This is a genomic window from Micromonospora sp. WMMD961 (assembly GCF_029626145.1).
GTDB lineage: Bacteria > Actinomycetota > Actinomycetes > Mycobacteriales > Micromonosporaceae > Micromonospora.
Map to the genome: position 1 here is coordinate 4,352,113 of NZ_JARUBJ010000002.1, position 26,122 is coordinate 4,378,234.

General features: G+C 70.2%; 18 protein-coding genes and 1 pseudogene. 5 read left to right on the forward strand and 14 right to left on the reverse strand.

What is annotated here, in order from left to right:
* Window positions 1–10 precede the first annotated feature (10 nt).
* Genes O7614_RS19775 through O7614_RS19790 form a run of 4 tightly spaced genes read right to left on the reverse strand, consistent with a single transcriptional unit; the run spans window position 11 to window position 3,711 of the window.
* The gene (locus O7614_RS19775) at window positions 11–568 is read right to left on the reverse strand and encodes a hypothetical protein (RefSeq protein ID WP_278139951.1); all 558 of its coding nucleotides are present in this window, start codon (window positions 566–568) and stop codon (window positions 11–13) included.
* Entirely contained in the window at window positions 565–2,022 is a 1,458-nt protein-coding gene (locus O7614_RS19780) for a HAMP domain-containing sensor histidine kinase (protein WP_278139952.1), read from the reverse strand. The genes O7614_RS19775 and O7614_RS19780 overlap by 4 nt, the downstream gene beginning before the upstream one ends.
* Window positions 2,019–2,714: a response regulator transcription factor gene (locus O7614_RS19785; protein WP_278139953.1), complete on the reverse strand. Its 696-nt coding sequence runs from the start codon at window positions 2,712–2,714 to the stop codon at window positions 2,019–2,021. The genes O7614_RS19780 and O7614_RS19785 overlap by 4 nt, the downstream gene beginning before the upstream one ends.
* A gap of 16 nt (window positions 2,715–2,730) precedes the next feature.
* Window positions 2,731–3,711, reverse strand: a complete 981-nt coding sequence (locus O7614_RS19790) for a phosphatase PAP2 family protein (protein WP_278139954.1) — start codon at window positions 3,709–3,711, stop codon at window positions 2,731–2,733.
* 271 nt (window positions 3,712–3,982) lie between these two features.
* On the opposite strand from O7614_RS19790, the gene O7614_RS19795 reads away from it, so the two are divergent.
* Window positions 3,983–4,579: a winged helix-turn-helix domain-containing protein gene (locus O7614_RS19795; RefSeq protein WP_278139955.1), complete on the forward strand. Its 597-nt coding sequence runs from the start codon at window positions 3,983–3,985 to the stop codon at window positions 4,577–4,579.
* Window positions 4,580–4,648: 69 nt separating this feature from the next.
* Here the strand turns inward: O7614_RS19795 and O7614_RS19800 are convergent, their stop codons facing one another.
* Window positions 4,649–9,031, reverse strand: a complete 4,383-nt coding sequence (locus tag O7614_RS19800; protein WP_278139956.1) for a S8 family serine peptidase — start codon at window positions 9,029–9,031, stop codon at window positions 4,649–4,651.
* 281 nt (window positions 9,032–9,312) lie between these two features.
* Here O7614_RS19800 and O7614_RS19805 point away from each other — a divergent pair, with 281 nt between their 5' ends.
* From O7614_RS19805 to O7614_RS19815, 3 genes are all read left to right on the forward strand, one after another.
* Window positions 9,313–9,843, forward strand: a complete 531-nt coding sequence (locus tag O7614_RS19805; protein WP_278139957.1) for a winged helix-turn-helix domain-containing protein — start codon at window positions 9,313–9,315, stop codon at window positions 9,841–9,843.
* Window positions 9,844–9,936: 93 nt separating this feature from the next.
* Window positions 9,937–10,443 carry a VOC family protein gene (locus tag O7614_RS19810; protein ID WP_278139958.1) on the forward strand — a complete coding sequence of 169 codons (507 nt, stop codon included), beginning with the start codon at window positions 9,937–9,939 and terminating at the stop codon, window positions 10,441–10,443.
* 343 nt (window positions 10,444–10,786) lie between these two features.
* Complete coding sequence (locus O7614_RS19815; RefSeq protein ID WP_278142314.1) at window positions 10,787–12,346, forward strand: OFA family MFS transporter; 1,560 nt, start codon at window positions 10,787–10,789, stop codon at window positions 12,344–12,346.
* Window positions 12,347–12,434: 88 nt separating this feature from the next.
* Here the strand turns inward: O7614_RS19815 and nrfD are convergent, their stop codons facing one another.
* The 5 genes from nrfD to O7614_RS19840 all read right to left on the reverse strand — a co-directional run bounded on the left by nrfD (window position 12,435) and on the right by O7614_RS19840 (window position 19,299).
* Complete coding sequence (gene nrfD, locus O7614_RS19820; RefSeq protein WP_278139959.1) at window positions 12,435–13,400, reverse strand: NrfD/PsrC family molybdoenzyme membrane anchor subunit; 966 nt, start codon at window positions 13,398–13,400, stop codon at window positions 12,435–12,437.
* Window positions 13,397–14,440: a 4Fe-4S dicluster domain-containing protein gene (locus O7614_RS19825; protein ID WP_278139960.1), complete on the reverse strand. Its 1,044-nt coding sequence runs from the start codon at window positions 14,438–14,440 to the stop codon at window positions 13,397–13,399. The genes nrfD and O7614_RS19825 overlap by 4 nt, the downstream gene beginning before the upstream one ends.
* Before the next feature lie 3 nt (window positions 14,441–14,443).
* Entirely contained in the window at window positions 14,444–17,719 is a 3,276-nt protein-coding gene (fdh, locus tag O7614_RS19830) for a formate dehydrogenase (protein WP_278139961.1), read from the reverse strand.
* A 145-nt stretch (window positions 17,720–17,864) separates the two neighbouring features.
* Window positions 17,865–18,662 carry a PrsW family intramembrane metalloprotease gene (locus O7614_RS19835; RefSeq protein WP_278139962.1) on the reverse strand — a complete coding sequence of 266 codons (798 nt, stop codon included), beginning with the start codon at window positions 18,660–18,662 and terminating at the stop codon, window positions 17,865–17,867.
* 217 nt (window positions 18,663–18,879) lie between these two features.
* Window positions 18,880–19,299, reverse strand: a complete 420-nt coding sequence (locus O7614_RS19840) for an ASCH domain-containing protein (protein WP_278139963.1) — start codon at window positions 19,297–19,299, stop codon at window positions 18,880–18,882.
* Between the two features lie 803 nt (window positions 19,300–20,102).
* Here O7614_RS19840 and O7614_RS19845 point away from each other — a divergent pair.
* Window positions 20,103–21,644: a TROVE domain-containing protein gene (locus O7614_RS19845; RefSeq protein WP_278139964.1), complete on the forward strand. Its 1,542-nt coding sequence runs from the start codon at window positions 20,103–20,105 to the stop codon at window positions 21,642–21,644.
* Between the two features lie 6 nt (window positions 21,645–21,650).
* On the opposite strand, the gene O7614_RS19850 is transcribed toward O7614_RS19845, so the two are convergent.
* The 4 genes and pseudogenes from O7614_RS19850 to map all read right to left on the reverse strand — a co-directional run bounded on the left by O7614_RS19850 (window position 21,651) and on the right by map (window position 26,122).
* Window positions 21,651–22,472 (reverse strand): FkbM family methyltransferase, encoded by an 822-nt coding sequence (locus tag O7614_RS19850; protein ID WP_278139965.1) that lies wholly within the window; start codon window positions 22,470–22,472, stop codon window positions 21,651–21,653.
* A gap of 26 nt (window positions 22,473–22,498) precedes the next feature.
* The gene (locus O7614_RS19855; RefSeq protein WP_278139966.1) at window positions 22,499–24,157 is read right to left on the reverse strand and encodes a sulfatase-like hydrolase/transferase; all 1,659 of its coding nucleotides are present in this window, start codon (window positions 24,155–24,157) and stop codon (window positions 22,499–22,501) included.
* Between the two features lie 329 nt (window positions 24,158–24,486).
* Window positions 24,487–25,161, reverse strand: a pseudogene (locus tag O7614_RS19860) (CDP-alcohol phosphatidyltransferase family protein); the annotation flags it as partial.
* Between the two features lie 187 nt (window positions 25,162–25,348).
* Window positions 25,349–26,122, reverse strand: a complete 774-nt coding sequence (gene map / locus O7614_RS19865; RefSeq protein ID WP_278139967.1) for a type I methionyl aminopeptidase — start codon at window positions 26,120–26,122, stop codon at window positions 25,349–25,351.

The window sequence follows — 26,122 nt, forward strand, 5'->3', positions numbered from 1 at the left end:
GGGTGCCCGGTCACCCGATCGGGCACCGCCGAGGCGGCCGGGCGCCGTCCGACCCGACGATGGTGACCGCGGCGGAACGCTCGGTGAGGCCGGTCTGCGCCGCGGCGTCGGCGACCGTGCAGACGATCTGGTCGACCGCGTTCGTCGACAACTGCCGCGCCGGACCGGTCGTCGTCACCGTGAGGCCGGATCGCTGCGCCTGCGGCGTCACCGTGCCCGGGCCGAGCCCGGTGGGCACCTCGCTGGCCAGGCCGCTGGCCCGTTCGTCCCCGCTCGGACCCGCCGCGAGCAGGGCAAGGGCCTGGGCCGGCTGGCAGGACGAGCCGACCGGGGATGCCGGTGAACAGTGCACGGCGGGCGACGCGCCGGACGGGATCGCCTTCGGCTGGCGGAGGACCAGCGCGAGTTCGCCCTGCGCGAGCAGGTAGATCCCGATGCCCTCGGCGGGGCCGCTGACTGCGGCGCGACCGGTGATGACGCCGGTGGGCCGGACTCCACAACCCGCCGTGAGCAGGGCGACAAGCAGGCTGCCGGCGATCATCGCGCGGCCCGTCCGCCGGGCGGTCACCGGGTGCCTCCGGCATCCGGCGTCTCGCGGGGCAGGCGGAGCCTGAACACGGCACCGCCACCGGGGCGGTTACCGGCGACCAGGCTCCCCCGTCGGTCACCGAGTCGGTGCAGGCGCGCGTTCTCCCAGGAGATGGCGAGGCCGAGGCCGCTTCCCTCGGACCGGGTTCGGGCGGTGTCGGCCTTGTAGAACCGGTCGAAGACCTGCGGCAGCACCTCCGGGTCCAGTCCGGGCCCCTGGTCGGCCACGTCGATGGTGACCCAGTCCTGGTCGGCGCTCAGGCGCACGGACACCGGCTCGGCACCGTGCCGGAAGGCGTTGCCGACCAGGTTGGCGACGATGACGTCCAGCCGACGGGGGTCGACTCGGGCCACGACTCCGGGCGGCAGCTCCGCGCGTACCCGGTCGGTCCAACCACGGATGCGCAGGGTCGCGGTCACCGCCGCGGCCACATCCACGTCGTCCAGAGCGAGCTGTGCCGTGCCGGAGTCGAACCTGCTGACCTCGATGAGGTCGTTGACCAGCTGGGTGAGGTTCTGCGTCTCCTGGCTGACCAGACGGGCGGCCCGGCCCGCGTCCCCGGGCAGGTGTTCCGCCTCCTCGTCGAGCACGTCGGTGACCGCCGTCATCGCCGCCAACGGCGTACGAAGTTCGTGCGAGACGTCCGCCACGAACCGGCGCGCGTCGGACTCCATCCGTCGCAGCTCGCCGACCTGCCGCTCCAGCGTCCCAGCGGTGTCGTTGAAGGTCCGCGCCACGTCGGCCAGCTCGTCGACGCCCCGGACGGTCAGCCGGGTGGTCAGGTCACCCTCGCCGAGGCGGCGCGCCGCCCGGCCCAACTCGCGTACGGGTCTCAGCACGCTGCCGGCGGCCAGCAGGGCGAGCAGGACGGCGAGGACCAGCGACAGTCCGCCGGTCAGCCACGCGCGGGTGGCGAGCTGGTCGATGCTCTGCTGCTCGGGCAGGAGGCTGCGCATCGAGTACACCTCCAGCCCGGACGGTCGGGAGGTGCCGTCGGATCGTTCGAGCCCCAGCTGCGTGCCGATGAGCAGCACGGGTTCTCCGTCGAGCGCGACCCGTTGCCAGGCGACGGAGCCGTCGCCGACCTCCTGCCGCAGTTCGGGGGTGAGCGCGTCGGGCACCCCGAAGCTCTGCGACCGTAGGTCGCGGTAGACGACCACCGTTGTCGTGTCCCGGTCGGAGAGGCGCTGGGCCAACAGGTCCAGGTCGTCCTGGGTCGGTGGGAGCTGGACTATCGGGTAGACCTTGGTGAGCTGGTCGGTCAACGACATCACCGCGGCGTCCTGCGCCTGTTGGAGGATGACCGTCCGGGCCTGGAAGTAGCTGCCGCTGGCCACGACGGCCGTGGTGGTCACGCCGAGCAGCGCGAACGCGAGGAGCAGTCGGACCCGCAGGCCCGAGACCCGGGTGCCGGCCCAGCGCCAGAGTGTCACAGCGGCCCGAAGCGGTATCCGAAACCACGCACCGTCTGGATGAAGACCGGCGCTGACGAGTCGACCTCGATCTTGGCCCGCAGCCGTTGGACGCACGCGTCCACGAGCCGCGAGTCACCGAGGTACCCGTGTTCCCACACGGCCTCCAGCAGTTGCTGGCGGCTGAGCACCTGGCCCGGTGTGTGCGAGAGTTCGAGCAGCAGACGCAGCTCGGTCGGGGCGAGGCCGACCGGCACGCCGTCCTTGCTGACCACCAGCGCGGCCCGGTCGATGGTCAGCGCGCCGTGCTGCTCCAGCCCGGGCCGCTCGCCGCCGGCCCTCCGCGACTCGCCACCGGACCGTCGGAGCACCGCGCGGATCCGCGCCTCGAGCACCCGGGCCTGCACGGGCTTGACCACGTAGTCGTCGGCGCCGGCCTCCAGCCCCGCCACCACGTCCATGTCGTCGTTGCGGGCGGTGAGCATGATGATCGGCAGGTCGCCGAGTTGCCGGATCCGGCGGCAGACCTCGAACCCGTCCATCCCGGGCAGCATCAGGTCGAGAACCACGACGTCGGAGGCGCGCGTGCGCAGCCGTTCCAACCCCTGCTCCCCGGTCTCCACGGCGTGCACCGTGTGGCCCTGTCGGGTGAGCGCCAGCTGAAGCCCGTCGCGCACCGTCTGGTGGTCTTCGATCAGCAGGACCTGGGACATGTCGTCAAGTATCCCATCATGAGATCTTCTGGAAATCGGTCGACGATCGACGCCCACCACGGCGGGCTCGCCGTGGGACCACGAAGTCCGCCGAACGCACCAGGAACACCACCGAACCCACCAGCAACATCGTCGACCCGCCGGCCACCACGATGGCGACGAGCGCCCCGCGCTGCACCGACGCCGCCAGACCGGGCACCACGACCACAACTGCCCAGACCAACGCGACCAGGCCCACCGCCACCTCGGCCAACCCGCGCCACAGGCTCCCGCCGTCCGGCCCGCGCCCCGCCTCCCGGTCACCCCGCGGGCCCGCCAACGCGGCCGCGGCCAGGCAGAACAACGCCACCCCCAGCAGTACGCCGCCCAGCACGTCACTGAACCGGTGCCAGCCCGCGATCATCGTGGCCGAGGCGATCACCGAGACACCGGCGGCGCCGGGCACCGCCCCCCAGCGCCGCGCCCACCCGGGCAGGACCAGCATGAACGCCAGCAACAGCGCCGTCGCGGCGGCGACATGGCCGCTGGGGAAGCTGTTGTGGGTGGTCGAACTTTCGAGCTGCAGATCCGGACGGGGCAGCGCCGACTTCACCGCGCCGGCCGTCAGCACCGTGCCGACCACCAGGCCCACACCGACGACCCCCGCCACCAGCCGCCGGCGGAGCACACCCACCAGCAGCACCGCGCCGAGCAGCGCGGCGAGCAGTGTCGGGTTGCCGAAGGTGGCCAACACGGTCTTGGCCGGACCGACCAGGGCGGTCTCCTGCTCGTACCCCCCACCCCGCTCGGCGCGCGGCAGGAGCAGGCCGTCCAGCCACTGACCGGGGTACGTCCGGACGAAGACGGCGGCGGTGAGCGCCAACGCGACCAGACAACACAGCGCCGCCACGAGCAGCCGGAGACCCAGTGGCACGGCCACGCGGGCGGTTGGCAGGGGTCGCGCCGGCGGCGGGCCGGGCGTCGACCGCCCCACCGGGTACGACGATCCGATGGTCATGCCGGCCATGCTCGTCCCGGCAGGTCTGTATGCCGTACTCGAATTGTCTTGGTTCTGTCACAACTGCCCCCGCTGCGCCGGGGAGGCGGATCGTCGTCGGGAGAGCCGGGGTGGGCCTCGACGGAGCAACGGGATTCACATGCTTACATGCAACTATGTTTTACCCCGCCGAGATCAGCCACCACTAGGGTCAGGACACCGATCGATGTCTTGGTCGTCGGTGCGAAGAATCCATCCGGAGTGAGCTGGGGAACCGGAAGGGGTTGGGGGAATGCAGGGAATTCCAGTCGCCAGCCTGGTCATCGGCATCGCGTCCTCGCCGGCCGAACGCCGACATCTGGCCCGGCTGCTCGGTGGCAGTGACGCCTTTCTGATCGTCTCGACAGTCGACCAGGCCCGAGAGTTCCTCGGCGTGGTCGACACGCCTCCAGCGGCGACCGTGCCGGACAGGCCCGTGCTCGCCGAGGCCCGGCAACCCGAAACCGCGCCCGCCACGGCCCCGCAGGCCGCAACCGTGCTCGCCACGGCCGCGCGGACGAGCACCGTGCGCGCCGAGGTGACACCGAGCCCGCAGTCGCCGCCACCGGACCTGGCGGTCGACTCCGACCGCCGGGTGCTGCGGTGGCGCGACCAGGAGATCGACCTGACCCGGTTGGAACACGACGTCCTGCTCTGCCTGGCGCACGCGCCCGGGCAGATCTGGACCTACGAGCGTCTGCACCTCGAGGTCTGGGGCAACCGCCACCTCGGCCGGGGCTCCGACATGCATTCGGTGGTCCGCCGGGTGCGCGGCAAGCTCGCGAGACTCAACGCCGCGACGACCATCCACTCGGTACGCGGGGTCGGCTTTCGGCTCGCTCCGGTCTGATCCCCGGACGCGATCCGGCCCGCCTGGTCGATAACCAGGCGGGCCGGACGGTGCGCTACCGCTCAGGCGTCAGCACTTGATCGGCACCAACCCGAAGTTCTCCACTGTGGGAGTCGTGGTGTTGATCTTCGTTTGGCGGGTCTGCGGCTTCCAGCCGTCCTTGGCGACGATCATCGTGAGCGGGTTGTTGCGGCGGTCCATCCAGTAGGCGTACTTACCCTCGGCGTCGGTGGCGAAGGTGTACGACGCCGCCCACGAGTCGACCTGGACGACCGCACCGGCGAGCGGCGAGGTGGCGCCCTGGCAGCTGCTGCCGATGACCGTGCCCATCAGCTTGCCCCAGCTCTTCGGGGGGTTCGCGGTCATGGTCACCTCGACCGGCGCCACCGAGTACGGCGTGTTCTCGGTGATCCCGACCGAGCCGGAGTAGGTGCCCGGCTGGTCGACGTTCGCCGTCAGGCCGACGGTGACGGTGACCTTCGCACCCGGTGCGAGGGTGGCGGCCGTCTTGTCGATGGTCATCCAGCTGACGTCCGCCGCCGACTCGGCACAACCCTCGAAGCCCGGGAGCACCTCGCTCTCGGCTGCCGCGTTGAAGCTGCCGGACGAGCCGCCGATCTTGTAGAAGCCGCATGCCGCGCCGCCCCGGTAACGGGCGGTGTTGGCGTTCGGCAGGTTGGACCACGAGTCGGTGGCCGGGTCGTAGGCGAAGCCGGCGTTGCTGATGGCCCCACCCTGCGAACCACCGACGACGAGCAGCTTGCCGCTGGCGACGGCGTACGAGCTGGCCCAGTTGTCGGCCGGCGCGTCGGCGATCGCGGTCCAGGTGTTGGCACCCGGGTCGAAGGCGTAGCCGGACTTCTGCGAGGCGGAGCCGTCGTTGCCGCCGGTGCAGTACAGGACGCCGTCGATCCCGCCGCAGGAGGCGAAGGCCACCGACTTCGGGTAGTTGGCCATCGTCTCCCAGGTGTCGGTGGCCGGGTCGTACCGGACGACGCTGTTCGACATCGGCGTGCAGCCGGCCGTGGTGCAGCCACCTACCGCGTACAGCTTGCCGTCGACGACGCCCTGACCGGCCGCGGACCGGGGTGCCGGGTTGTCGGCCAGCTCGGTCCAGGTGTTGGCGCCCGGGTCGTACGACCAGGTGGCGGAGTCCGGTCCCGCGTCGCCCCAGCCACCGCTGGCGATGATCTTCCCGTTCAGGACGCCCACGGTCAGAGCGTTGCGCGCGCCCGGCAGGTCCGCGATCGCCGTCCAGGTCTGGGCGGCCGGGTCGTAGGCGTAGTTCTTGGTGGTGGAGGCGCTACCGTTGCCGCCACCGATCGAGTACACCTTGCCGTCCAGGTTCACCACCCGGTTGTCCATGATCACGGCCGGGTAGTTGGCGATGTTGGTCCACGGCTCCGCCTGCGGGCCGACCGCCGCGGCGGCGGCCTTGGCCTCCTTGTCGGACGCCTTGGCGGCGAACGACGTCGGCACGGTGAGCCGCTGCTCCGGCGCGCCGCCGCTCCCGAGCACCTGCTGCCGGGTGACCTTGGACCCGTCCGCCCGGAGGAGTTCGAATCCGTTGTCCCGCTCGCTGAACTTGACCTCGACCGGTGCGCCGCCGGTGTTGGTCACCGTGAACGTCCTGCTCGCCTTGCCGTTGGGCATCTGGAGAGTCGCGCTGAGCTGGGTCGGCGTCACCGACAGTCGGCCGGCCGCGAGCTGGAAGTTCGCGGTGGTCGCCCAGTCGGCCTCGACGTCGACCGACTTGGTCTGGCTGACGTAGTTGCCGGCGGTCGCCGTGAAGTCGTGCTCGCCGGTCAGCGACGAGTAGATCCAGTAGAAGCCGTCGGCCAGCCCCGGGTCGTCCGGGGTCGCCACGGTGACGGCCTTCTCGGTGGGCCGGTCCTTGCTGGTGACGGTCGCGCCGTTGACGTAGCTGCCGTCGTTCTTGTCGCGGACGTTACCGACGACCAGACCTCCGTCGACCGGCACGCAGGTGACCTGGCTGCCGATGAGGACGTTGTCGACCTCCCACCACCACTCGTACGAGGCGTCGTAGTAGTGGAACCGGACCTGCACCTGCGCCTTGCCGGCGGCCTGCGGGATCGGAATCTCGGTCACCTTCGGTCCCCGGACGTCGGTCTCCTGCCGGAGCACGTTGGTCCAGGTGGCGCCACCGTCGGTGCTCAGGTCGACGTCGGCGGTGTCGTCGTTGAGTTGGTTGAAGTCCTGGTTGAACCGGATCACCGGAGCGGTGACGCTGGTCAGGTCGACCACCGGGCTGACCAGGGAGGTGTCCTGGCTGGTGCCCGCGCCGTAGTTGTCGCTGTCGATCATCGCGAAGTTGCCGCTGCCGCCGGTCAGGTTGCCCCGGTCGCCGTCGTCGGTGAACTTCCAGACCTGACCGCTGCCCGCGTTGTCCACGACGCTCCAGCCGGCCGGGGTGGTCGTGGCGTCGAACGTCTCGTACTCACCGTCGGAGCCGAACGTGTACCCGGGTGCGGTGGTGCAGGTGTCGGTGTCCACCGGCACGGCGACGTTGGCGGTGGCGTTACCCGCGCCGACCACGACCTGCTTGGTGACGGTCTGGTAGCCCGGGTACTGCGACTCGTACGTCAGGGTGTAGGTCTGCCCGGCCGGCAGCTTGATGCTGTAGCGACCGTTCGACGGGGTGGTGTAGTCGTAGACGCCGGACACACCGGTGACGGTCACCTTCGCGTACAACGGCCAGCCGTGGCCGGAGCCGTCGGTGACCGATCCGGTGACGTTGACACTGGGCACCGGCGTCAGCGCGACGTCGAGCGTGGTGGTCGTGCCCTTGGCGACGGTCGCCGGCTTCGTGGTGCTGCTGTAGCCGAAGGCCGCCACCGCGACCTGGTAGTCACCGGTGGGCAGTCGGGTCGAGTACGTGCCGTCGGCGCCGGTGGTCAGCTCCCGCGCGGCCGGGCCGGTGAGCGTCACTGTCGCGCCGGCGATCGGGGCACCGGTGGAAGCGTCGGTGACCGTGCCGGCCAGGGTGCCGATGTCGCCGGTCGGGGCCGCGTTGAGCAACGCGAGGGCGTCCAGCAAGCCTTCGCCGTAGACGTTGTTGTCGGCCGCGGTGCCGCCACACTGGTCGTCGGCCTTGTCGACCGCCGCGCCGTTGAGCAGCGCACGGGTGGCGTCGACGTCACCGATCAGCGATGGCGCCGCCGAGTACAGCAACGCGATCGTGCCCGCCAGGTGTGGTGCGGCCATCGAGGTGCCGCTGATGGTGCCGTACGCGCTGCCCGGGATGCTCGACCGGATGTTCACGCCCGGCGCCGAGATGTTGGGCTTGATCTCGCCGTTCTGTCCGACGCCCCGGGCGGAGAAGCCGGCGACGTTGTTGTTGATGTCGTACGCGCCGGTCGAGTAGTTGCTGGCGAGGCTGCCCGGCGAACCACTGGTCTGGCACGCCGGCCCGCTGTTGCCGTTGGACCAGGTGCCGAAGATGCCGGACGCGGTCCAGGCGTCCGTCACGTCCTCCATGAACGGCTCGTTGGACGGGTCCCGGGTGCCCCACGAGTTGTTGATGATGTTCGGCCGCTTGCTCGCGTCCGCGTTCTGGCCGTTGAGGTCGAGCGGCTCGAGCATCCACTGACCGGATTCGATCAGAGCGGCGTCACTGGGGCAGCAACCGTTCGCCGCGATCCACTTGACCCCGGGAGCGACACCGATCTGGTTCGCGCCGTCGGAGCCGGCCATGGTGCCCATCGTGTGCGTACCGTGGCCGTCGCCGTCACAAGGGGCGGTCGCGCAGGCGCCGGTGGCTGCGGCCGCGTTGAACCAGTTGTAGTTGTGGTCGAACGTGCCGTCGCCGTTGTTGCCACGGTAGGAGTTGACCAGCGCCGGGTGGTTGAACTGGACCCCGGTGTCGATGTTGGCGATGGTGATGCCCTCGCCCTTGACGCCGTACTGGGACCAGACGTCGTCGGCGTTGATGTTGGCGATGCCCCACTCGAGCGCGTTCACGGTCTTCTCGTCCGCGCCCTTGGTGGTCTCGGGCACCTTGTAGGCAACCGGCGCGTAGAGACCCTCGACCTCCGAGTGCCCGGCGAACTTCTGCGCCATCGCCAGCGAGCCGCTGTTCACCTTGATGGCGTTGGTGGCCCAGAAGGTCTGGTACCTGGTACCCGAGCTGTCGAGTTCGGCCCGGATCTTGCCCTGGCTCGCGGCGGCGGTCTTGCGCAGCGCGTCCGCCACCGCGGTGCCGCGCTTCGACCAGTCCTTGATCGCGCTGGCCTTGCCGAGGTCCGCCCGGTCCTTGAACCGGATCCAGAAGTCCCCTTCACTCTTGGCCTGGAGCTGCTTGGCGAGCTCGGGTCGGATCTTGTCGCCGGTCGGGGCGCCCGCCTGCATCCCGCCGCCCGGCGCGGCCTGCGCGGCCGAGCCGATGGTGGCCAAGCATGTCGCGGCGAGGATCGCCGCCGCACCGGCGCTCACCAGTGATCTGGCTGTGCGCCGCCATTGTGGACGTCTGAACATCGGTGCTGCCTCCCTCAGAACGACCCAGGGTGAAGATGGGCCATGGGTGGACTCCCCATGCACCGCGCGGGTCACGCCGGTTGCCCGAGTGGACACTATGATCGAGAAGAAAGGACGATCAAGAACTTGCCGTGAGCAACTTGTCGCTAAGAGTCGCCGCGCTGGCGACGCGCTTGCCAATCATTGTCAGGACCATGACGAGAGCCGGGCAGGGATGCCCATCGATCCCGGGCGGTGCTGTGGCCGAGGACGACGATGCGACGTCGAACAGGGAGGGTCCGGCCGACGAGCCGTTCCCGCTACTGATCGCGGTGACCTCGTCGCCGGCCGAGCGCATCCGGCTCGCGGAACGTCTCGACGGCATCGCACCGCTGCTGCTCGTGGCCGACCTCGACGAGCTACGCCGGCTGATCGCGACCCCGCAGCAGATGGCCGCCGCCGCGTCCGAGCCCGCGCCGGTCACCGCCCTGGTGATCGACTCGGCCCGATCCAGTGCCCGTTGCGGAGAACGCGAGGTCGACCTCACCCGCCTGGAACACGACCTGCTGACCTGCCTGATCACCGAGCCGGCCCGGGTCTGGAGCTACGCGGAGTTGCACCGGTCGGTCTGGGGTGACGAGGGACGCGAACGGAAGGCGGACGTGCAGTCGCTGGTGAAGCGGCTACGCCGCAAGCTGCACGACCTCGGCACCGGGGCCACCATCGACGTCGTCCGAGGCGTCGGGCTGCGGCTCACCGATCACCAGCAGGCCCGGGTCGAACGCGCCTGACGCGCCGGCGCATGAACTGATCAAGGGACGGGTACGACCTGAAGATCAGCAGCAGCCACACAGGCGCCGAAGACGCTGGTAAGGAGAAACAGAATGGCATTCCCTGACCCCTCGACCGTGTCCATCGGCCTCAAGTCGGCCGCGCACGTCGGGATCGCGGTGAGTGACCTCGACCGCTCGGTCGCGTTCTACCAGGCCCTGCTCGGCGCAGAACCGGTCGTCCGGGACGAGACCATGCACGGGGCCGGTTTCGCGCAGTCGCAGGGGCTGCCCACGACGAGACTGCGCTACGCCACGTTCAACCTCGACAACCTGGGGATCGACCTGATCCAGTTCCAGGACCCGGTAGGCGAGGTCGCCCAGGTGGCCGCGAACCGGCCCGGTTCGATGCACCTCTGCTTCCACGTGGACGACGTGCGCTCGGTCTTCGACCGGATGCGGGCCGCCGGGTTCGAGTTCCTCGGGGAGCCGTACACCTTCGCGGCCGGTGAGGTGAACCCGCCGGAGGCCCTCGGCACCGAGGTCGCGTACTTCAACGACCCGGACGGGACGAACCTCGAACTCATCGCGCCGAAGGGTGGTTTCGCCCGCAACGAGTGAGCCACACGGGCGGCGTGGGGGCCGGCAGGAGACGGTAGGTCCCCGCGCCGCCGCCTCCCGAGGGAGAGCATCAGACCAGCCCCGGCCGGGGCGATCAGGACGTATCGCGCCCGCGCGCTGGCCGCCGACCCCGCCGCCGGCGAGCTGACGCCCTCAAGCCTGCGTTTCCGGGTAATCACATGGCGTGAACCAACCGCCACGTAACGTGAAGTGAAGCCGGTATTCGGCTGACGCCAGACGTGCGCCGGGCCGCCACTGCGGCGGCGCCCCTCGGCCAACTGCCGGGTCGGACAGCTCGGCAACGTCGCGGCCTACTCAGCCGCAGGAGGTGTGGACGATGCCCATGCTGTCGGTCTTCGATCCCCGGCACACGGTCGCTCCCCCGGGATACAGCCGCTGGCTCATCCCGACCGCCGCACTGGCCGTGCACGTCTGCATCGGCCAGGTCTACGCGACAAGCGTCTACAAGAACTCCCTCATCGCACACTTCGACGCCAGCCAGACGGCGATCGGGGCGATCTTCAGTATCGCCATCGTCATGCTGGGTTCGTCCGCGGCGGTGGGTGGCCGTTGGGTGGAGCGGAACGGGCCTCGCCGGGCGATGTTCGTCTCCGCCTGCTTCTGGGCGGTCGGGTTCCTGGTCGGCGCGCTCGGCATCGCTACCCAACAACTCTGGCTGCTCTACCTCGGGTACGGCGTCATCGGCGGCATCGGGCTCGGCATCGGCTACATCTCGCCCGTCTCCACACTGATCAAGTGGTTCCCGGACCGCCCCGGCCTCGCCACCGGCCTGGCCATCATGGGGTTCGGCGGCGGCGCCCTGATCGCCGGCCCGCTCGCGCGCCAGCTGCTCTCCCTCTACGACTCCGGCTACAACCCCGGCAACCCGGCTGCCGTCGCGTCGGGACATGCCCTCGTGGCGCTCTTCGTCACGTTCGGCATCGGCTATTTCGTGATCATGATGTTCGGCCCGTTCAACGTCCGGGTTCCGGCGCCGGACTGGCGGCCCGCCGGGTTCGACCCCGCGAGCGTCGCCGCCCGACCGCTGGTGACAACGGCGAGCGTGTCCGCGTCGAACGCCGTGCGTACCCGGTCGTTCTGGTTGCTGTGGATCGTGCTGTTCTGCAACGTCACCGCGGGCATCGGCATCCTGGAGCAGGCAAGCCCGATGATCCAGGACTTCTTCCGGGACAACGGGACCGCCACCACGGTCTCGGTGTCGGCGGCGGCCGGTTTCGTGGGAGTGCTGTCGCTGTTCAACATGGCTGGGCGGTTCGTCTGGTCCACGACGTCCGACCTCATCGGCCGCAAGCCCATCTACATGGTCTACCTCGGGGTCGGCATGGTGCTGTACGTGCTGCTCGCGGTGGCCGGCCACTCCGCGACCGCGGTCTTCGTGCTGATCGCCGCCGCGATCATCTCCTTCTACGGCGGTGGTTTCGCCACCATGCCCGCCTACCTGCGTGACCTGTTCGGCACGTTCCAGGTCGGGGCCATCCACGGCCGGATCCTGACCGCCTGGTCGGCCGCGGGTGTCGCCGGCCCGCTGATCATCAACGGGATCCTCGACACGCAGGGCAAGCCCGGCACGCTCACCGCGGCGGCGTACCGGCCCGCGCTGTTCACCATGGTCGGCATCCTCGCCATCGGGTTCATCGCGAACCTGCTGGTCCGTTCGGTGCCCGAACGGTTCCACGAGCCGAACCGAGGGCCGACCTCACCCGTGGCGAAGGCGACCGTCACCGAGCCGGTCGCGCTCGGACCCGGGAGCCAGCCACCCACACCGCCGCGCGTCGGTAGTCAGACCGGACGGCTCTGGTTGTCGTGGCTGCTGATCGCGGTACTCCTCGGGTACGGCATCGTCCAGACCGTCATCACCGCCGCGAAGCTGTTCACCGGCTGACGCGTCGCGCGGCGGGCGGCGGCCCGTCGCGCACCGGACGGAACGGAAGGCGTCCCTCGACGGGGCGCCCTGCGTTGCGCCGACCCGCTCAGAGCTGGGCGGTCGACCGGTTCTCGGCGAGCCGCTCCCGTTGTGGCACGACCGTGTACTTCGGGTCGCGTGCCGACACCCTGCCCGCCTCGAAGACGCCGAACCGGGTGGCGACCGACGACGCCACCAGGGCGGCGCCGGAGATCGCCGACAGGACCCGGCTGCGTCGGCTGACCAGCGCGGTGGCGGTGCCCAGGGCGAGCAGGGCGCGTCCCGCCCTGACCAGCCGGCCGCTACGTCCCTGCGTGTAGGGCTCGCTGGTGAGGCCCTGCCGCTCCATCTGGTGCCCTCCGCCGAACTCGACGGCCGCGGCGGCCAGGGCGAGTCGCCGCAGCGGGGCGGTCTCCGCCGCCGGTGCCGCGATCAGTCCTACCCCGGACGCCGCGGCGAGCGCGCTGCCGGCGAAGACGAAGGGCAGCGACGGGTAGGCGTCGTGCCAGGACGGCACGGCCGTGTCGGCGAGCAGCACCCCGGTGTACGTCGCCAGCGCCGGCGCGGTGGCCGCGGCGGCCAGGCCGGCGACGTTGCCGATGGGCGGCGCGATCCGACGGGCGAGGCCGAGCACACCGTGCTGCGGGAGCAGTGGCGCGAGCTCGGCGACCGCGGCCACGCCGGCCAGTGGGCCGAACGCGGCAAGGATCCAGGTGCCGACCGACATCGGCGAGGTCACCTTGCCCACCCGGAGCATGTGATGGAACCGGGCTGGCCGGCCGAGGTCGTGGACCAGCAGGTACGTGCTGGCGGCGACACCGCCGAGGGCCGTCCAACGGCCGACCTTGCGCAGCCCCTGTCGTCCGGTCAGTTGGGCGCCCGCGCCGATCAGCGCACTTCCGGCGGCGAGGCCTCCGGTGAACAGGTAGCCGGCGATGTCGTACTTCCACACCGGCGGCTTCAGAACCGGCCGGCCGTAGTAGGAGGCGAAGTCGGCCGGCGGCACCGTGAGCTGCTCACCGCCGCGGGTCATGACCGCCTGCCCAGGAACGCGATCGCCGTGGCGACCGCCATCGTCATCGCCGCCAGGCCGGCGCGTTTCCACATGGCCGGTAGGTCGCGGGTGGTCACGATCGGGTCCGGTGGCAGCCCGTACACCTCCGGCTCGTCCAGCAACAGGAAGAACGCCCCGTCACCGCCGACGCCGTCGTCCGGGTCGTGCCCGTACAACCGCGCCTCGGAAACCCCCCGCCCCCGCAACGTCGCCACCCGCGCGGCGGCCCGCTCCCGCAACTCCTCCAGCGGCCCGTACTGGATCGACTCGGTCGGACACGCCTGCGCACACGCCGGCGTCATCCCTGCACCCAACCGGTCGTAGCACAACGTGCACTTCCACGCCCGACCATCGTCCTTACGCTGATCGATGACGCCGTACGGGCACGCCGAGATGCAGTACCCACACCCGTTACAGATGTCCTCCTGCACCACCACCGTCCCGAACTCCGTCCGGAACAACGACCCCGTCGGACACACGTCCAAACACGCCGCATGCGTGCAGTGCTTACACACGTCCGACATCATCAACCACCGGAAATCCGTCCGACCCTCCACACCGGAACCTCGACCCGGCGGCTGCGCCCCCGGCATCCCCAGGAACTCGGGGCCGGCCGACATCCGGGCCGCCGCCTCCGGCGAGCCGGTGGGCAGGCCCGGGTCGGTGCCGGTGTCGGCGCTGGTCAGCGCGCCGACCGCCGCCGTCACCGGGCTGACCGGCGGCCCGTCCGGGGTGTCGGCGAACGCCGGCGTCGCGAGACCGGCGCGACGGGGCTGCTCGACGAACGCCACATGCCGCCACGAGTTCGCGGTCAACGCGCCCGTGTTGTCGTACGACATACCGAGCAGATCCAGACCGCTCTCCGGCACACCGTTCCACTCCTTGCACGCCACCTCACACGCCTTGCACCCGATACAGACACTCGTATCGGTGAAGAACCCCATCCGCGGCGGCGCGTTCTCATAACCCGCGTCGGGCGCCGGATCCAGCGGGCCGTACAGGGCGTTGGCGTGGGGCATGGGTCAGACCTCCTGGTCCGGGCCGCGGTCCGCGGAGTCGGTCGTGACCATCGGTGGATAGTGCGGGTTGAGGTCACCGGATCGCCGCCGGTAGTCGACCAGCAGCGCGAGCAGCTCCGCACCTCTCGGGCGACGCCCGGACCTGATGTCGCAGGTGCCGACCTTGCTCTCCTGGATCAGGACGTTCGGGTCCAGGCTGATGCCGAACAGGTCGTTGGCCGAGTCACCGGTCACCAGACCCTCGAAACCGAAGTGGTACGGCAACCACACCTGGTGGATGATCCGGTCGTCCACCCGCAACGGGGTGAGCCGGTCGGTCACCAACACCTTCGCCTCGATGGCCGCACGGGTGGTGATCAGGTGTGCCCAGCCCAGGTGGGTGAGGCCGCGTTCGACGGCCAACTCCGGGGACACCTCGACGAACATCTCCGGCTGCAACTCCGCCAGCGGCGACACCGTCCGACTCATCCCACCGGCGGTGTGGTGCTCGGTGAGCCGGCTGACCGTGAACACGAACGGGAACACCTGGCTGTACGGCTCCGGCGGGCTCGGGTTCAGCGTGTTGATCGGGTGGGTGTAGACCTTGCGGGTCGGGTTGGCCTGCTGCCGGTAGAGCGGGTTACGAACCGGCGACTCCACCGGCTCGTAGTGGGTGGGCAGCGGCCCGTCGAGCACACCGGTGGGTGCGTACAGCCAGCCCTTGCCGTCGCCCTGGAGGATGAACGGGTCGTCGCCGGCGATGCCCGCCACGCCTGAGGAGCCGTGTTCCGGTCGGTACGACGGCGGTTTGGTCTTCTCGAAGTCCGGCACGTCGTAGCCCGTCCACTCGCCCTTCTCCGCGTCCCACCACACGTAGCGCTTGCGTTCACTCCACGGGTTGCCGTTCGGATCGGCCGACGCCCGGTTGTAGAGGATGCGCCGGTTTGCCGGCCACGCCCAACCCCACTCCGGCGCCACCAGGGACTGCTCCGCGCCGGGTTTGCGGCGGGCGGCCTGGTTGACGCCGTCCGCGTACACGCCGGTGTAGATCCAGCAGCCGCCGACGGTGGAGCCGTCGTCCTTCATCTCGGTGAACGACGACAGCGGCCGGCCGGTCGCCACGTCGTACCCGTTGATCTCGCGCAGCACCGCCTCGGCGCTCGGCTCCGCGTGCGGACCGTGCGTGGGATAGTCCCAGGCCAGGTCGAGCAGTGCCCGGTCGCGGTCCTTCGTCGAGGTCGCCAGCCGCTCCTGGATGAGGCGCCCGAGGTGGTAGAAGAACCAGAGTTCGGAGCGGGCGTCGCCGGGCGGCTCGACGGCCTTCTCCCGCCACTGCAGCAGCCGCTGCGTCTGGGTGAAGGTCCCCTCCTTCTCCACGTGCGAGGCGGCCGGCAGGAAGAACACCTCAGTGCGGCACTCCTCCGGCACGATCTCGCCGGTCTCGATCTCCGGCGCGTTCTTCCAGAAGGTCGCGCTCTCGACCTCGAACAGGTCGCGGACCACGAGCCAGTCCAGGTTGGCCATGCCCAGCCGCTGCGCCCGACCGTGCGCCGAGCCGACCGCCGGGTTCTGACCGAGCAGGAAGTACCCCTTGACCTTCCCGTCGATCATGTTGAGCACCTGCTGGTAGGTGCCGTGATCCCCGGTCATCCGCGGCATGTAGTCGTAGCAGTAGTCGTTCTCGGCGGTGGCGGCGTCTCCCCAGTACGCCTTGAGCAGGTTGACGCCGTAGGTGCGGGCGTTGCCCCAGAAACCCTTCTGCCCGGGGTGCCGGATGCTGTCCACCCACGTGTCCAGCGTCGGGTGGTTCGCGTGGTGCGGCATCGGCAGGTAGCCGGGCAGCAGGTTGAACAACGTCGGGATGTCGGTCGAGCCCTGGATGCTCGCGTGCCCGCGCAGCGCCATCACCCCGCCACCCGGGCGGCCCATGTTGCCGAGCAGCAGCTGGATGATCGCACCCGTGCGGATGTACTGCACACCCACGCTGTGCTGGGTCCACCCCACCGAGTAGACCAGCATGCCGGTGCGGTCCCGACCCGAGTTCTCCGTCCAGGCCTGGGCCAGTTCGAGGAACTTCTCCTGCGGGATGCCGCAGACCCGTTCCACCATCTCCGGGGTGTAGCGGGCGTAGTGCCGCTTCAGGATCTGGTAGACGCACCGCGGGTGCTGCAACGTCTCGTCGCGCTCGGTCTCGCCGCCGACCGGGGCGCCGTGTGACTCGTGTTCCAGCCCGGCCCCGGTCTCCCGCTGGATCTCGGTGTCCCGGGTGGTCTGGTTCTGCCCGTGGCCCTCGTAGCGCCAACTGGTCTGGTCGTACGAGGCGTTCTCCTCCTGGAAGCCGGAGAAGAGCCCGTGCAGGTCCTCGGTGTCGGCGAACTCCTCGGTCACGATGGTCGCGGCGTTGGTGTAGGAGATCACGTACTCCCGGAAGTCCAGCTCGTTGTCCAGGATGTAGCGGATCACCCCGCCGAGCAGCGCGATGTCGGTGCCCGCCCGGATCGGCAGGTACGAGTCGGCCAGCGCGCTGGTGCGGGTGAAGCGCGGGTCGACGTGGAAGACCTTCGCCCCACGGCGCTTGGCCTCCATCACCCACTGGAAACCCACCGGGTGCGCCTCGGCCATGTTCGAACCCTGGATGACGATGACGTCGGAGTTCGACAGGTCCTGCTGGAACTGGGTGGCGCCGCCACGGCCGAAGCTGGTCCCCAGACCGGGGACGGTGGCGGAGTGTCAAATACGGGCCTGGTTCTCGATCTGCAGCGCCCCCATCGCGGTGAACAACTTCTTGATGAGGTAGTTCTCCTCGTTGTCCAGCGTCGCCCCACCCAAGCTGCAGATGCCCAGCGTCCGGTGCAGCGGCCGACCCTCGGGGTCGACGTCCTCCCAGGTTTCGTCCCGGGCGGCAAGCACCCGATCGGCGATCATGTTCAGCGCCGTGTCGAGGTCCAGGTCCTCCCACTCGGTGCCGTACGGCCGGCGGTAGCGGACCTTGGTCTGCCGCAACGGGCTGGTCACCAGGCTCTTGCTGGCCGAGCCCTTCGGGCAGAGCCGACCCCGCGAGATCGGACTGTCCGGGTCGCCCTCGATCTGGGTGACCTGCCCGTCCTTCACGTACACCCGCTGGCCGCAGCCCACCGCGCAGTACGGACAGACGGATCGGGCCATCGAGTCGGCGGTGTCGGTGCGGGCGGTGAGCGCGCGGGATCCGGCGGACTTCGCCGCCGCGCCTCGGCCGAGCGGGTCGGTGCCGGTGAGCTGGCGGTAGACCGGCCAGCCCTCGATCCAGCGAGGCACCCCCATCGCGCACCTTTCCGACTAATCACACCAAATATGAACAGCCTGACATTAGTCGAGGTGCCGTCCCCGTCGCAGCGGGATCAGCAGAGACAAGCCTCCCCCGCCCTGTTCGCGAGGGCCGGGGAGGCTTGGTGCCTGCTGGGCGGGGTCAGTTCGGCTGGAGTTGGCCGACGGGGTGATCGTTGAAGGTCCGGTAGCGGTGCAGCTCCCAGAACAGCCAGCCGATGCTGACGAGCGCCACCACGACGAAGACCAGCGAACCGGTGAACGTGTCCCAGAGGGTGTGCAGGACGACGACGCCCAGGAACGTGCCGATGAACCCGAACAGCCGGCGGACGCTCGGACTGGCCAGCAACGCCCACAGCGCGCCCGCGGTGAGCCCGGTCCAGGCGGTGTGGCCGGCGGGCGCGGTCAGGCCGCGGATGAACAGCGTCTGCTCCACCGCCCCGATGTTGCCCTGCGAACTCAGCAACGCGCTGAACGCGTAACCCATCGTCTCCAGCGCGGCGAACCCCATGCCGGCGGCGACGCCGATGACCAGCCCGTCCGAGGGCACCCGGCGCCGACGCTGGGCCACCACCGTGAACAGCAGCACCACCGGCACGATCAGCTTCGCCGACTCCTCGATCAGCGCCACGAACAGCATGGGCAGCGTGCCGAGACCACGCAGGGTGTCGTATTCCAGGGTGCCGGCGACGACCGTACCGATCACACCGCCGAAGAACGCCGCCGTCACCAACACCGACGCCGGCACCTGCCACCGCCCGGTGCGGGCCTGCGCGAACGTCAGGAACGTCAACGGCACCAGCGTCGCCCCGAGCAGGATCAACGCCGGTACGAAATTCGGGTTCTTCGTGCTGACCAGGGTCCGCAGCACCGCCAAGTAAAGGATCAGCCCGATGACCAGGACTGCAACCCACGCCCACCGGCGCGAACGATCACCCATACCGCGCAGTGTGGCCCACCCACGTTACGAAGACCAGCCCCGGCGTTGAGATCCGCACAACTCCGGACCACACGGGATCAGCGTTTCTGATACATCGCCGAGCCCTCGATGTCGCCGTACCGCAAGCGCTTGATCGTTGTCAGCTGAGCAGTTCGACACGCCGGGCGCCGGGCCGCTGAGCTGCCAACGATCACCGCGTCCGACCATGGACGGCGCGTCAGGCCACGTGCACCAGCCGGAAGCGTTCGGTCACCACCAGCGTGTCGTCGTCCACCGTGAAGTCGGGGTCGCCCAACTCGGCGCGCACCTCCGCGCTGTGCCAGAACGTCTCGTGCCCCGCCCGCCACTGCGCCACCGACTCGTCGCCCTCCCCCTCGGCCAGGGCGTGGGGCAGGTCGACGTCGGCGAGCCTGACCACCCGTACCTCGGTCAGCTCGATGACCGCGACGCGCCGGCCAGCGGAGTCCACCACGGCGGAGCGTTGGCCCACCTCGGGCAGCGGCTCGTTCGCGCACTCGTACCCGACCAGCAGGCCGGTGGTCGAGGTCTTCGCGCCGGACAGGATCGCGCCCACGAGCTTGTCCCGCAGCGGCCCCGGGAACGCGAACTCGGCCAGCGGGAGATCATCGAGGTCCATCCGCGGAGGGTACGCGATCCCACGCGCCGTGCCGTTGTCGACGTGCTCACGGCGACGTGCACCGTCTCGTCATGGCCACCGACGGTGTCGCCCTCGTGCTGCTCGTCGATCCGTCGGGCGCGGTGCTGCCAAAGCACCGCGACGAGGATGCGGTCGTCTCGAAACAGCTTGTCTACACGTCAGTGTGGACCTATCGTCGGCAAGCGCCTTCCGGTGCGCAGGCAACGGCTACTTCCGCTCTCAACGGGGAGACGTGGGTTCGAATCCCACCGCCGCCTCGGGTGGCGTCGACCAGCGGCCCAGGTCACCTTGGCCCGCAAGGGCCAGTCGCCGTCGCCGCTTCGATCTCGGGAGACGCACTCACGCCGCTCGTCAGGTGCGACGGACACGGTTACTTCTTGGTGAAGGTCCCGCACGGGGCCCGCGGTTCGAGCCCGCAACACCGTGTCCGATCTGGTCTCTGTCGAGCGGCGTGACCACTCCCTTAAGATCGTAAATCCGTTGCCCCATCGTCGCCGCCGTCGATACGGTCGTTCCCGCACTTCCCGGTGCGCAGGTGACGGTTGCCTCTGAAGGGGTTCGGACCCCGATGGGTGCCATCCGTCGCCTACCCGGAACTCGGGAAGCGCCACCACACCGCACCGCCGGTGCGCAGGCCACGGTTACTTCAGGGCTTCGCAGATGGGGGTTCGAATCCTCCGGCACCTTCGGGTGAGTAGTTCAACGGACAGAACGGCGAACTAGTCCGTAGCCGATTCGATCTCGGTTGTGCGGTGCGGTGGCGTGTTTCCGAGCTGATTGACGTGGGGGACGTCATGGCCAAGTTCAACATCAAGCTGCGCAGGGGCCGCCAGCAGCCGGTGACCGCCCAGGGTGCGCCGGGCTTCGCCCGTGAGCCGCGCGTCGAGCTCTTCCTGCTCGGAGTCTCCGCCATGGTCGGCGAGGACACCTTCTACGAGGGCGCCGCGGACCGGGACGCTCGCTTCCGAGACCTGGTCGCCGCCGTCGCGGTCGCCGATCCGGACTGGTTCGCTCGCTTCGTACCGTGGCTTCGGTCCGGCGCCATGATGCGCTCGGCGGCCGTGGTGGCTGCTGTCGAGGGTGCTCGCGCCCAGGTCGCCGCACAGATTCCGGGTTCGCGGGCAGTCGTGGATGCCGCCCTGCAGCGCGCGGACGAGCCCGCCGAGGCTCTGGCGTACTGGCTGGCTCGCCATGGCCGGAAACTCCCCAAGCCGGTGAAGCGGGGCATCGCCGACGCGGTGGTCCGGCTGTACACCGAGCGGAATCTGCTCAAGTACGACTCCGTCGGCAGCCAGGTGCGCTTCGGCGACGTCATCGACCTGACCCACCCCACGGCGAAGGACGAGCGGCAGGGCGACCTGTTCCGGCACGCGCTGGACCGGCGGCACCGGCGGGACAATCCGCTGCCGGCGTCGCTCGGGATGCTGGCGGCACGGGACGCGCTCATGGCGCTGCCCGTCGAGCGGCGCAGGGAGGTGACCGATCCGGCGGTGCTGGGCGCGGCCGGCATGACGTGGGAGGCCCTGGCCGGCTGGCGACAGAGCGCGATGGACGCCTCGGCGTGGGAGTCGGTCATCCCGACCATGGGGTACCTGGCGTTGCTGCGCAATCTGCGCAACTTCGACCAGGTCGGGGTCAGCGACGCCGTGGCGGAGACGGTTGCGGCCAAGCTCTCCGATCCGGGGCAGGTGGCCACCTCTCGGGTGCTGCCGATGCGCTTCCTGTCGGCGTACAACGCGGCACCGAGTTTGCGGTGGGCGTACCCGCTGGAGAAGGCCCTGCAGCATGCCCTGGTGAACGTGCCTGCTCTGGACGGACGGACCCTCGTCCTCATCGACACGTCGGGTTCGATGCGGAGTCCGTTCAGCAAGGACGGCTCGTTGCTCTGCTGGGACGGTGCCACCGTGTTCGGCCTGGCGCTGGCCGCGCGGGCGCGGGCGGCCACCGTGGTGTCGTTCTCCAATGACAGCCGGGTGTTTCCGTCGGTGGCGGGCGAGTCGGTGCTCGCGGCGGTACGGCGGTTCAAGGACGACGGCTACTTCTTCGGCATGGGCACCGACACCGAGAAGGCGGTCCGCACGCACTACGACCGACACGACCGGGTGGTCATCCTCACCGACGAGCAGGCACAGTGGCACAACGCGGCGGACGTCGCCGCGGCGGTGCCCGCTGAGGTTCCGGTGTACACCTGGAACCTTGCCGGTTACCGGGTTGGCCACACACCGACAGTGGCGAATCGGCACACCTTCGGCGGGTTGTCCGACGCCGCGTTCGCGATGATCCCGCTCATCGAGGCCGGCAGTCACGAGCGGTGGCCCTTCTGACGCTGGCTACCGCCGCTTCGGGTCGCGAGGCGGCGGTGGCTGGCGCAGCCCGCCGCCGGTCACGCAGTACACGTCGCCGGAGTTCGCGTCGTGCGGCAGTGCGGCGAGGTGTGTCGCCATGTCGGTCGCGGAGACCCAGCGCTGGAACGTCATCGCCTTGTCGTCGCCCAGCGCGACGTCGAAGCCGTCGAAGCCGAGCGCGGTCAGGCGGTCGAGACAGCGGGAGGCGACCGGACGCGCGATCGTGGTGAACTCGAACGAGAGCGCGGGCAGCGGGCGGGTCAGCCCGGCCAGCACCTCGTCCTCGAAACCCTCCACGTCGATCTTCGCGAAGGTCGGCTCGCCGTACTCGGCGATGAGGGTGTCGACGGTGACCACCGGGACCTCGATGTCGGCGTCCCACACCTGGCCCTCCCACCCGCCCGCGCCCTCCGCCGCCCGGACGAAGTCGGGCGAGGCGGTGGACACGGTGGGATTGGCGGAGTTGACGTGGAAGCGGGTGGTGCCGGGGGCCGCCCCGCAGACCGCGCCGACGAGCGTCACCTGGACGTCGTCGGCGTAGATGGCCCGCAGGGCACGCAGACACAGCGGCTGCGGCTCCACGGCGACCACCCGGGCACCGAGGCGACGGAAGCTGGCGATGTGGTCGCCCACGTGCGAGCCGACGTCGAAGACGAGGTCCCCCTCGGCGACGAACCGGGAGTAGAAGGCGTCCATCCGCGCGTCGCGCTCGGCGTCGCCGTAGTAGACGTCCAACGATCGGTGCAGGAGGGACATCGCCGGATCGGTCCGGAGCGCGGCGATCCTGGTGTTGGTGGTGGCCGTCATGGGTGTGGGTCCAGTCCTTCTGAGGGTCACAGTCCGAAGGCGGTCAGGAACCGGTCCCGGAAGGTGTCCATCCGCCAGACCGGTGCCTGCGGCCCCGGCTTGAGCCCGTCCTGCCAGCCCCACCCGGAGATCCGGTCGAGGACGGCCCGGTCCCGGGTGATGATGGTGATCGGGACGTCGCGGCTGGCATTGTCGCCGGTGACCACGGCGGCGGGCTGGTGGTCGCCGAGGAAGATGAACACGAGGTCGTCGTCGCCGTAGGTCTGCACGTAGGAGATGAGCGCGCTCAACGTGTACTCGATGGAATGCCGGTAGTCGGCGCGGATCTGGGTGGTGTTGCGTCGCTTGTCGTCGGACTCCTCGGCGGTCCCCTTGAAGATCGCCCCGTCGCCGATGTCGGCCCAGTCGACCAGATCCGGGACGGGCGTCCAGGGCGCGTGACTCGACACGAGCGCGAGTTCCGTCATCGTCGGGCCGCCGCCGCGCTTCGCCTGCTCCAGACGCCGCCAACTGGCGAGGGTGTACTGGTCGGGCATCGTGCCGAAGCTGAACTTCGGGCCGCGGTACCCGAGGGCTCTGGCGTCGTAGAACCGCTCGTAGCCGAAGAAGGAGCCCTCCGGCCACGCCCTGCTGACGGCGGGCATCACGCCCACGGTCTGCCAGTCGGCCCGGCGGAAGGCGCCGTTGAGGGTCAGCCGGTCACTCGCCAGCAGGGTGCGGTGCCGCTGGTCGTTGTCGATCCACAGGCCGGAGAGCAACGTGTCGTGCGCGAGCCAGCTGCCGCCGCCGAACGTCGGCGACGTGAGGAAGCCGCTCTGCGCGGCGAACCCCGCCGCGTCCAGCCGGCTGGTCCCGCCGTCGAGGACCGCGCCGACCTGTGCGGCGAACTCCGGGTCCTCGACGGCGTCCCGGCCGTAGCTCTCCACGAAGGAGATGACCACGTTCTTGCCGCGCAGCGCGGTGAGCAGTTGGTCGCCGGGAGTGTGCGCGAACCGGTCGTCCTGCAGCAGCGCGGCGAACCTCTCCCGGTCGTCGAGTCGCAGGCGCACCTGGAAGCCGTGGCCGTTGGCCAGGGTGGTCGCGGACGTGTCGGCGACCGTGACGCCCTCGACCACCCGCACGCTGAACGCGGCGCAGACCACCCAGACGACCACCAGCGCCGCCACGATCCGGGTGGTCCCGGCGCGGTGCCCGATCACCAGCCGGCGCAGTCGCCGCATCGACAGCGTGACCAGGGCGGGCAGGCCCACCGCCACCACCGCCAGAGCGATCGCCACCCCGATGGCGGCGGGCCGCCCGTACGACTCGCTGAGGAAGGCGAACCCCTCGTCGAGCAACGCCCAGTCGAGCACCGGGTCGAAGGCCCGGCCGAGCGCGGCGGTGAACCCCAGGTCGAACAGCTTCAGCAGGCCGAGCAGGCCGAGGGCCACGCCGGCGAGGGTGGCGACCAACCGGCTCCCCCGAGCGGGTAGAGCCAGCAGGAGGGCGACGGCCAGCAGCGCCTCCAGGGGGATCCGCACGAACGCCCCCGGGCTGAACCGGCCGAAGTCGTACGGCAGGGTGAGCACGAACAGCACGAGCAGCGCGGCCAGGACCGTCGTCAGTCGAGCCGCGATGGAACGCTTCGGCTGACCCTCGGCTTCGCTGCCGGCGGTGGCGGTGACGTCCGGACGTTCGCCCCTCATCGCCTTCCGTCCCTGGCTCGGCATCGGACGTACGCGCGTCAAGAGCGACAACCCGGGCATCCTTCCATGATCCTTGTTGGGCGCGGCATCCGGGCGGCTCAGACGCGGGCAATCCCGCGTCGAGCCACGGCGACCGTTCGGTGTTCCGGCCAGGGCAGCCCGGCTGCCCCGCCGTGACCCAGCCCGGCCAGCCCCGCTCCCGCACTCGGGACACCGTGGCTCGGCTGACTGCCCGCGTGGCCCATCGCGCCGGGCGCATCGGGAATGCCCGGAGCGTGGTGAATGACCGGAGCATCGTGGACGAGGGCGCGGCGGAGGTGCCGGGTCGTCCACAGCCACCTGACGTCCCGCCCGAACGACTCGACCAGCAGTGCCAGTGACGCCACCAGCACGAACGTCGTCAGCGGCCCGGGCAGCGCGTCGCCCATCGCCACCGTCAGCACCACGCCCTGGATCGCGGCGACGACCTTGCGCCAGTAGCGCGGCGGCAGCGAGCCGCGCATCCAGTCCAGCACCCAGCTCGCGGCGACGAAGACGTACCGCATCGCGCCGATCGCGAGCACCCAGCCACCCGTCGACGGGGCCACGTACAGGCAGAGCACCAGGACCAGGAAGGAGTCGATCTCCATGTCGAAGCGCGCGCCCAGCTCGCTGGACGTGCCGGTGCGGCGGGCCGTGTATCCGTCCACGGCGTCGAGGGCCAGCGCCACGCTGGTGACGACGACCATCAACGTGACCGGCGCCGGCCGGTGGAACGAGTCCGCGGCCAGGGCCGTCACGCCGCCGACGAGGACCGCCCGGCTCAGGGTCACCCGGTCGGCCGGGCTCAGATCACGCGCGCCCGAGCGGGACATCCCCCGGCTGAGCAGGGCGCACAGCACCACCCCGTACGCCAGCCCGGCCAGCCAGCCGGCCGCGCCCAGACCGACTGTGCCTGCGAGCACCGCCAGCACGCCGATCTGCGCGAGCAGTCCGATGACCGGACCCGTTCGAACCGTTGACATCGCGCCTCCGTGACTCTGGTGGGTGACCCTGACCGTCATCACGGGAAACATGACCGATCGGTTCATTCTGAACGCGACTCGGCAGGGTGTCACGGAGCGACGCGCCCCGTCGGTGGCCGGTTGATCGTCCACCGTGAGTGCAGCTCGGAGCCGCTGACCGCCACCCGGTCGGTCGGACCCCGTCGGGTCACGGGTTCGGCAGGGTGAGCACCTCGGCGCCGTCGTCGGTGATGGCGATCGTGTGCTCGCTGTGGGCCGTCCGGCAACCGGTCACGCTGCGCAGGGTCCATCCGTCGGGATCGGTGACGAGCGTGGCGGTGTCCGCCATGACCCACGGCTCCAGTGCCAGCAGGAGCCCCGGGCGCAACCGGTAACCGCGGCCGGGTCGTCCCGTGTTGGAGACGTGCGGGTCCTGGTGCATCGTCGAGCCGACGCCGTGGCCGCCGAACTCGGTGTTGATGGAATATCCCGCCGTGCCGAGAACCGAGCCGATGGCGTGGGAGATGTCGCCGATGTGGACTCCGGGGCCGGCGGCGGCGATGCCGGCGCTCAGCGCGCGCTGGGTGGCGTCGATCAGCGCGATGCTCTCCGGGGGCTGCGCCTCGCCCACGATGAAACTGATCGCGGAGTCGGCGACGATTCCGCCCAGGGAGACGGCGAGGTCGAGCGACAGCAGGTCGCCGTCGGCGAGCTTGTAGTCGTGCGGCAGCCCGTGCAGCACCGCGTCGTTCACCGACGTGCAGATGTAGTGGCCGAACGGCCCACGCCCGAAGGAGGGCTCGTAGTCGACGTAGCAGGACTGCGCGCCGGCCTCGATGATCATGCTTTGCGCCCACGCGTCGATGTCCAGGAGGTTCGTGCCGACGACGCTGCGACCCTTCAACGTCTGCAGGATGCCGCCGACCAGCGCGCCGACGTCCCGGGCGCGCGGCAGGTCGGTGGGGCTCAGGATCTCGATCAT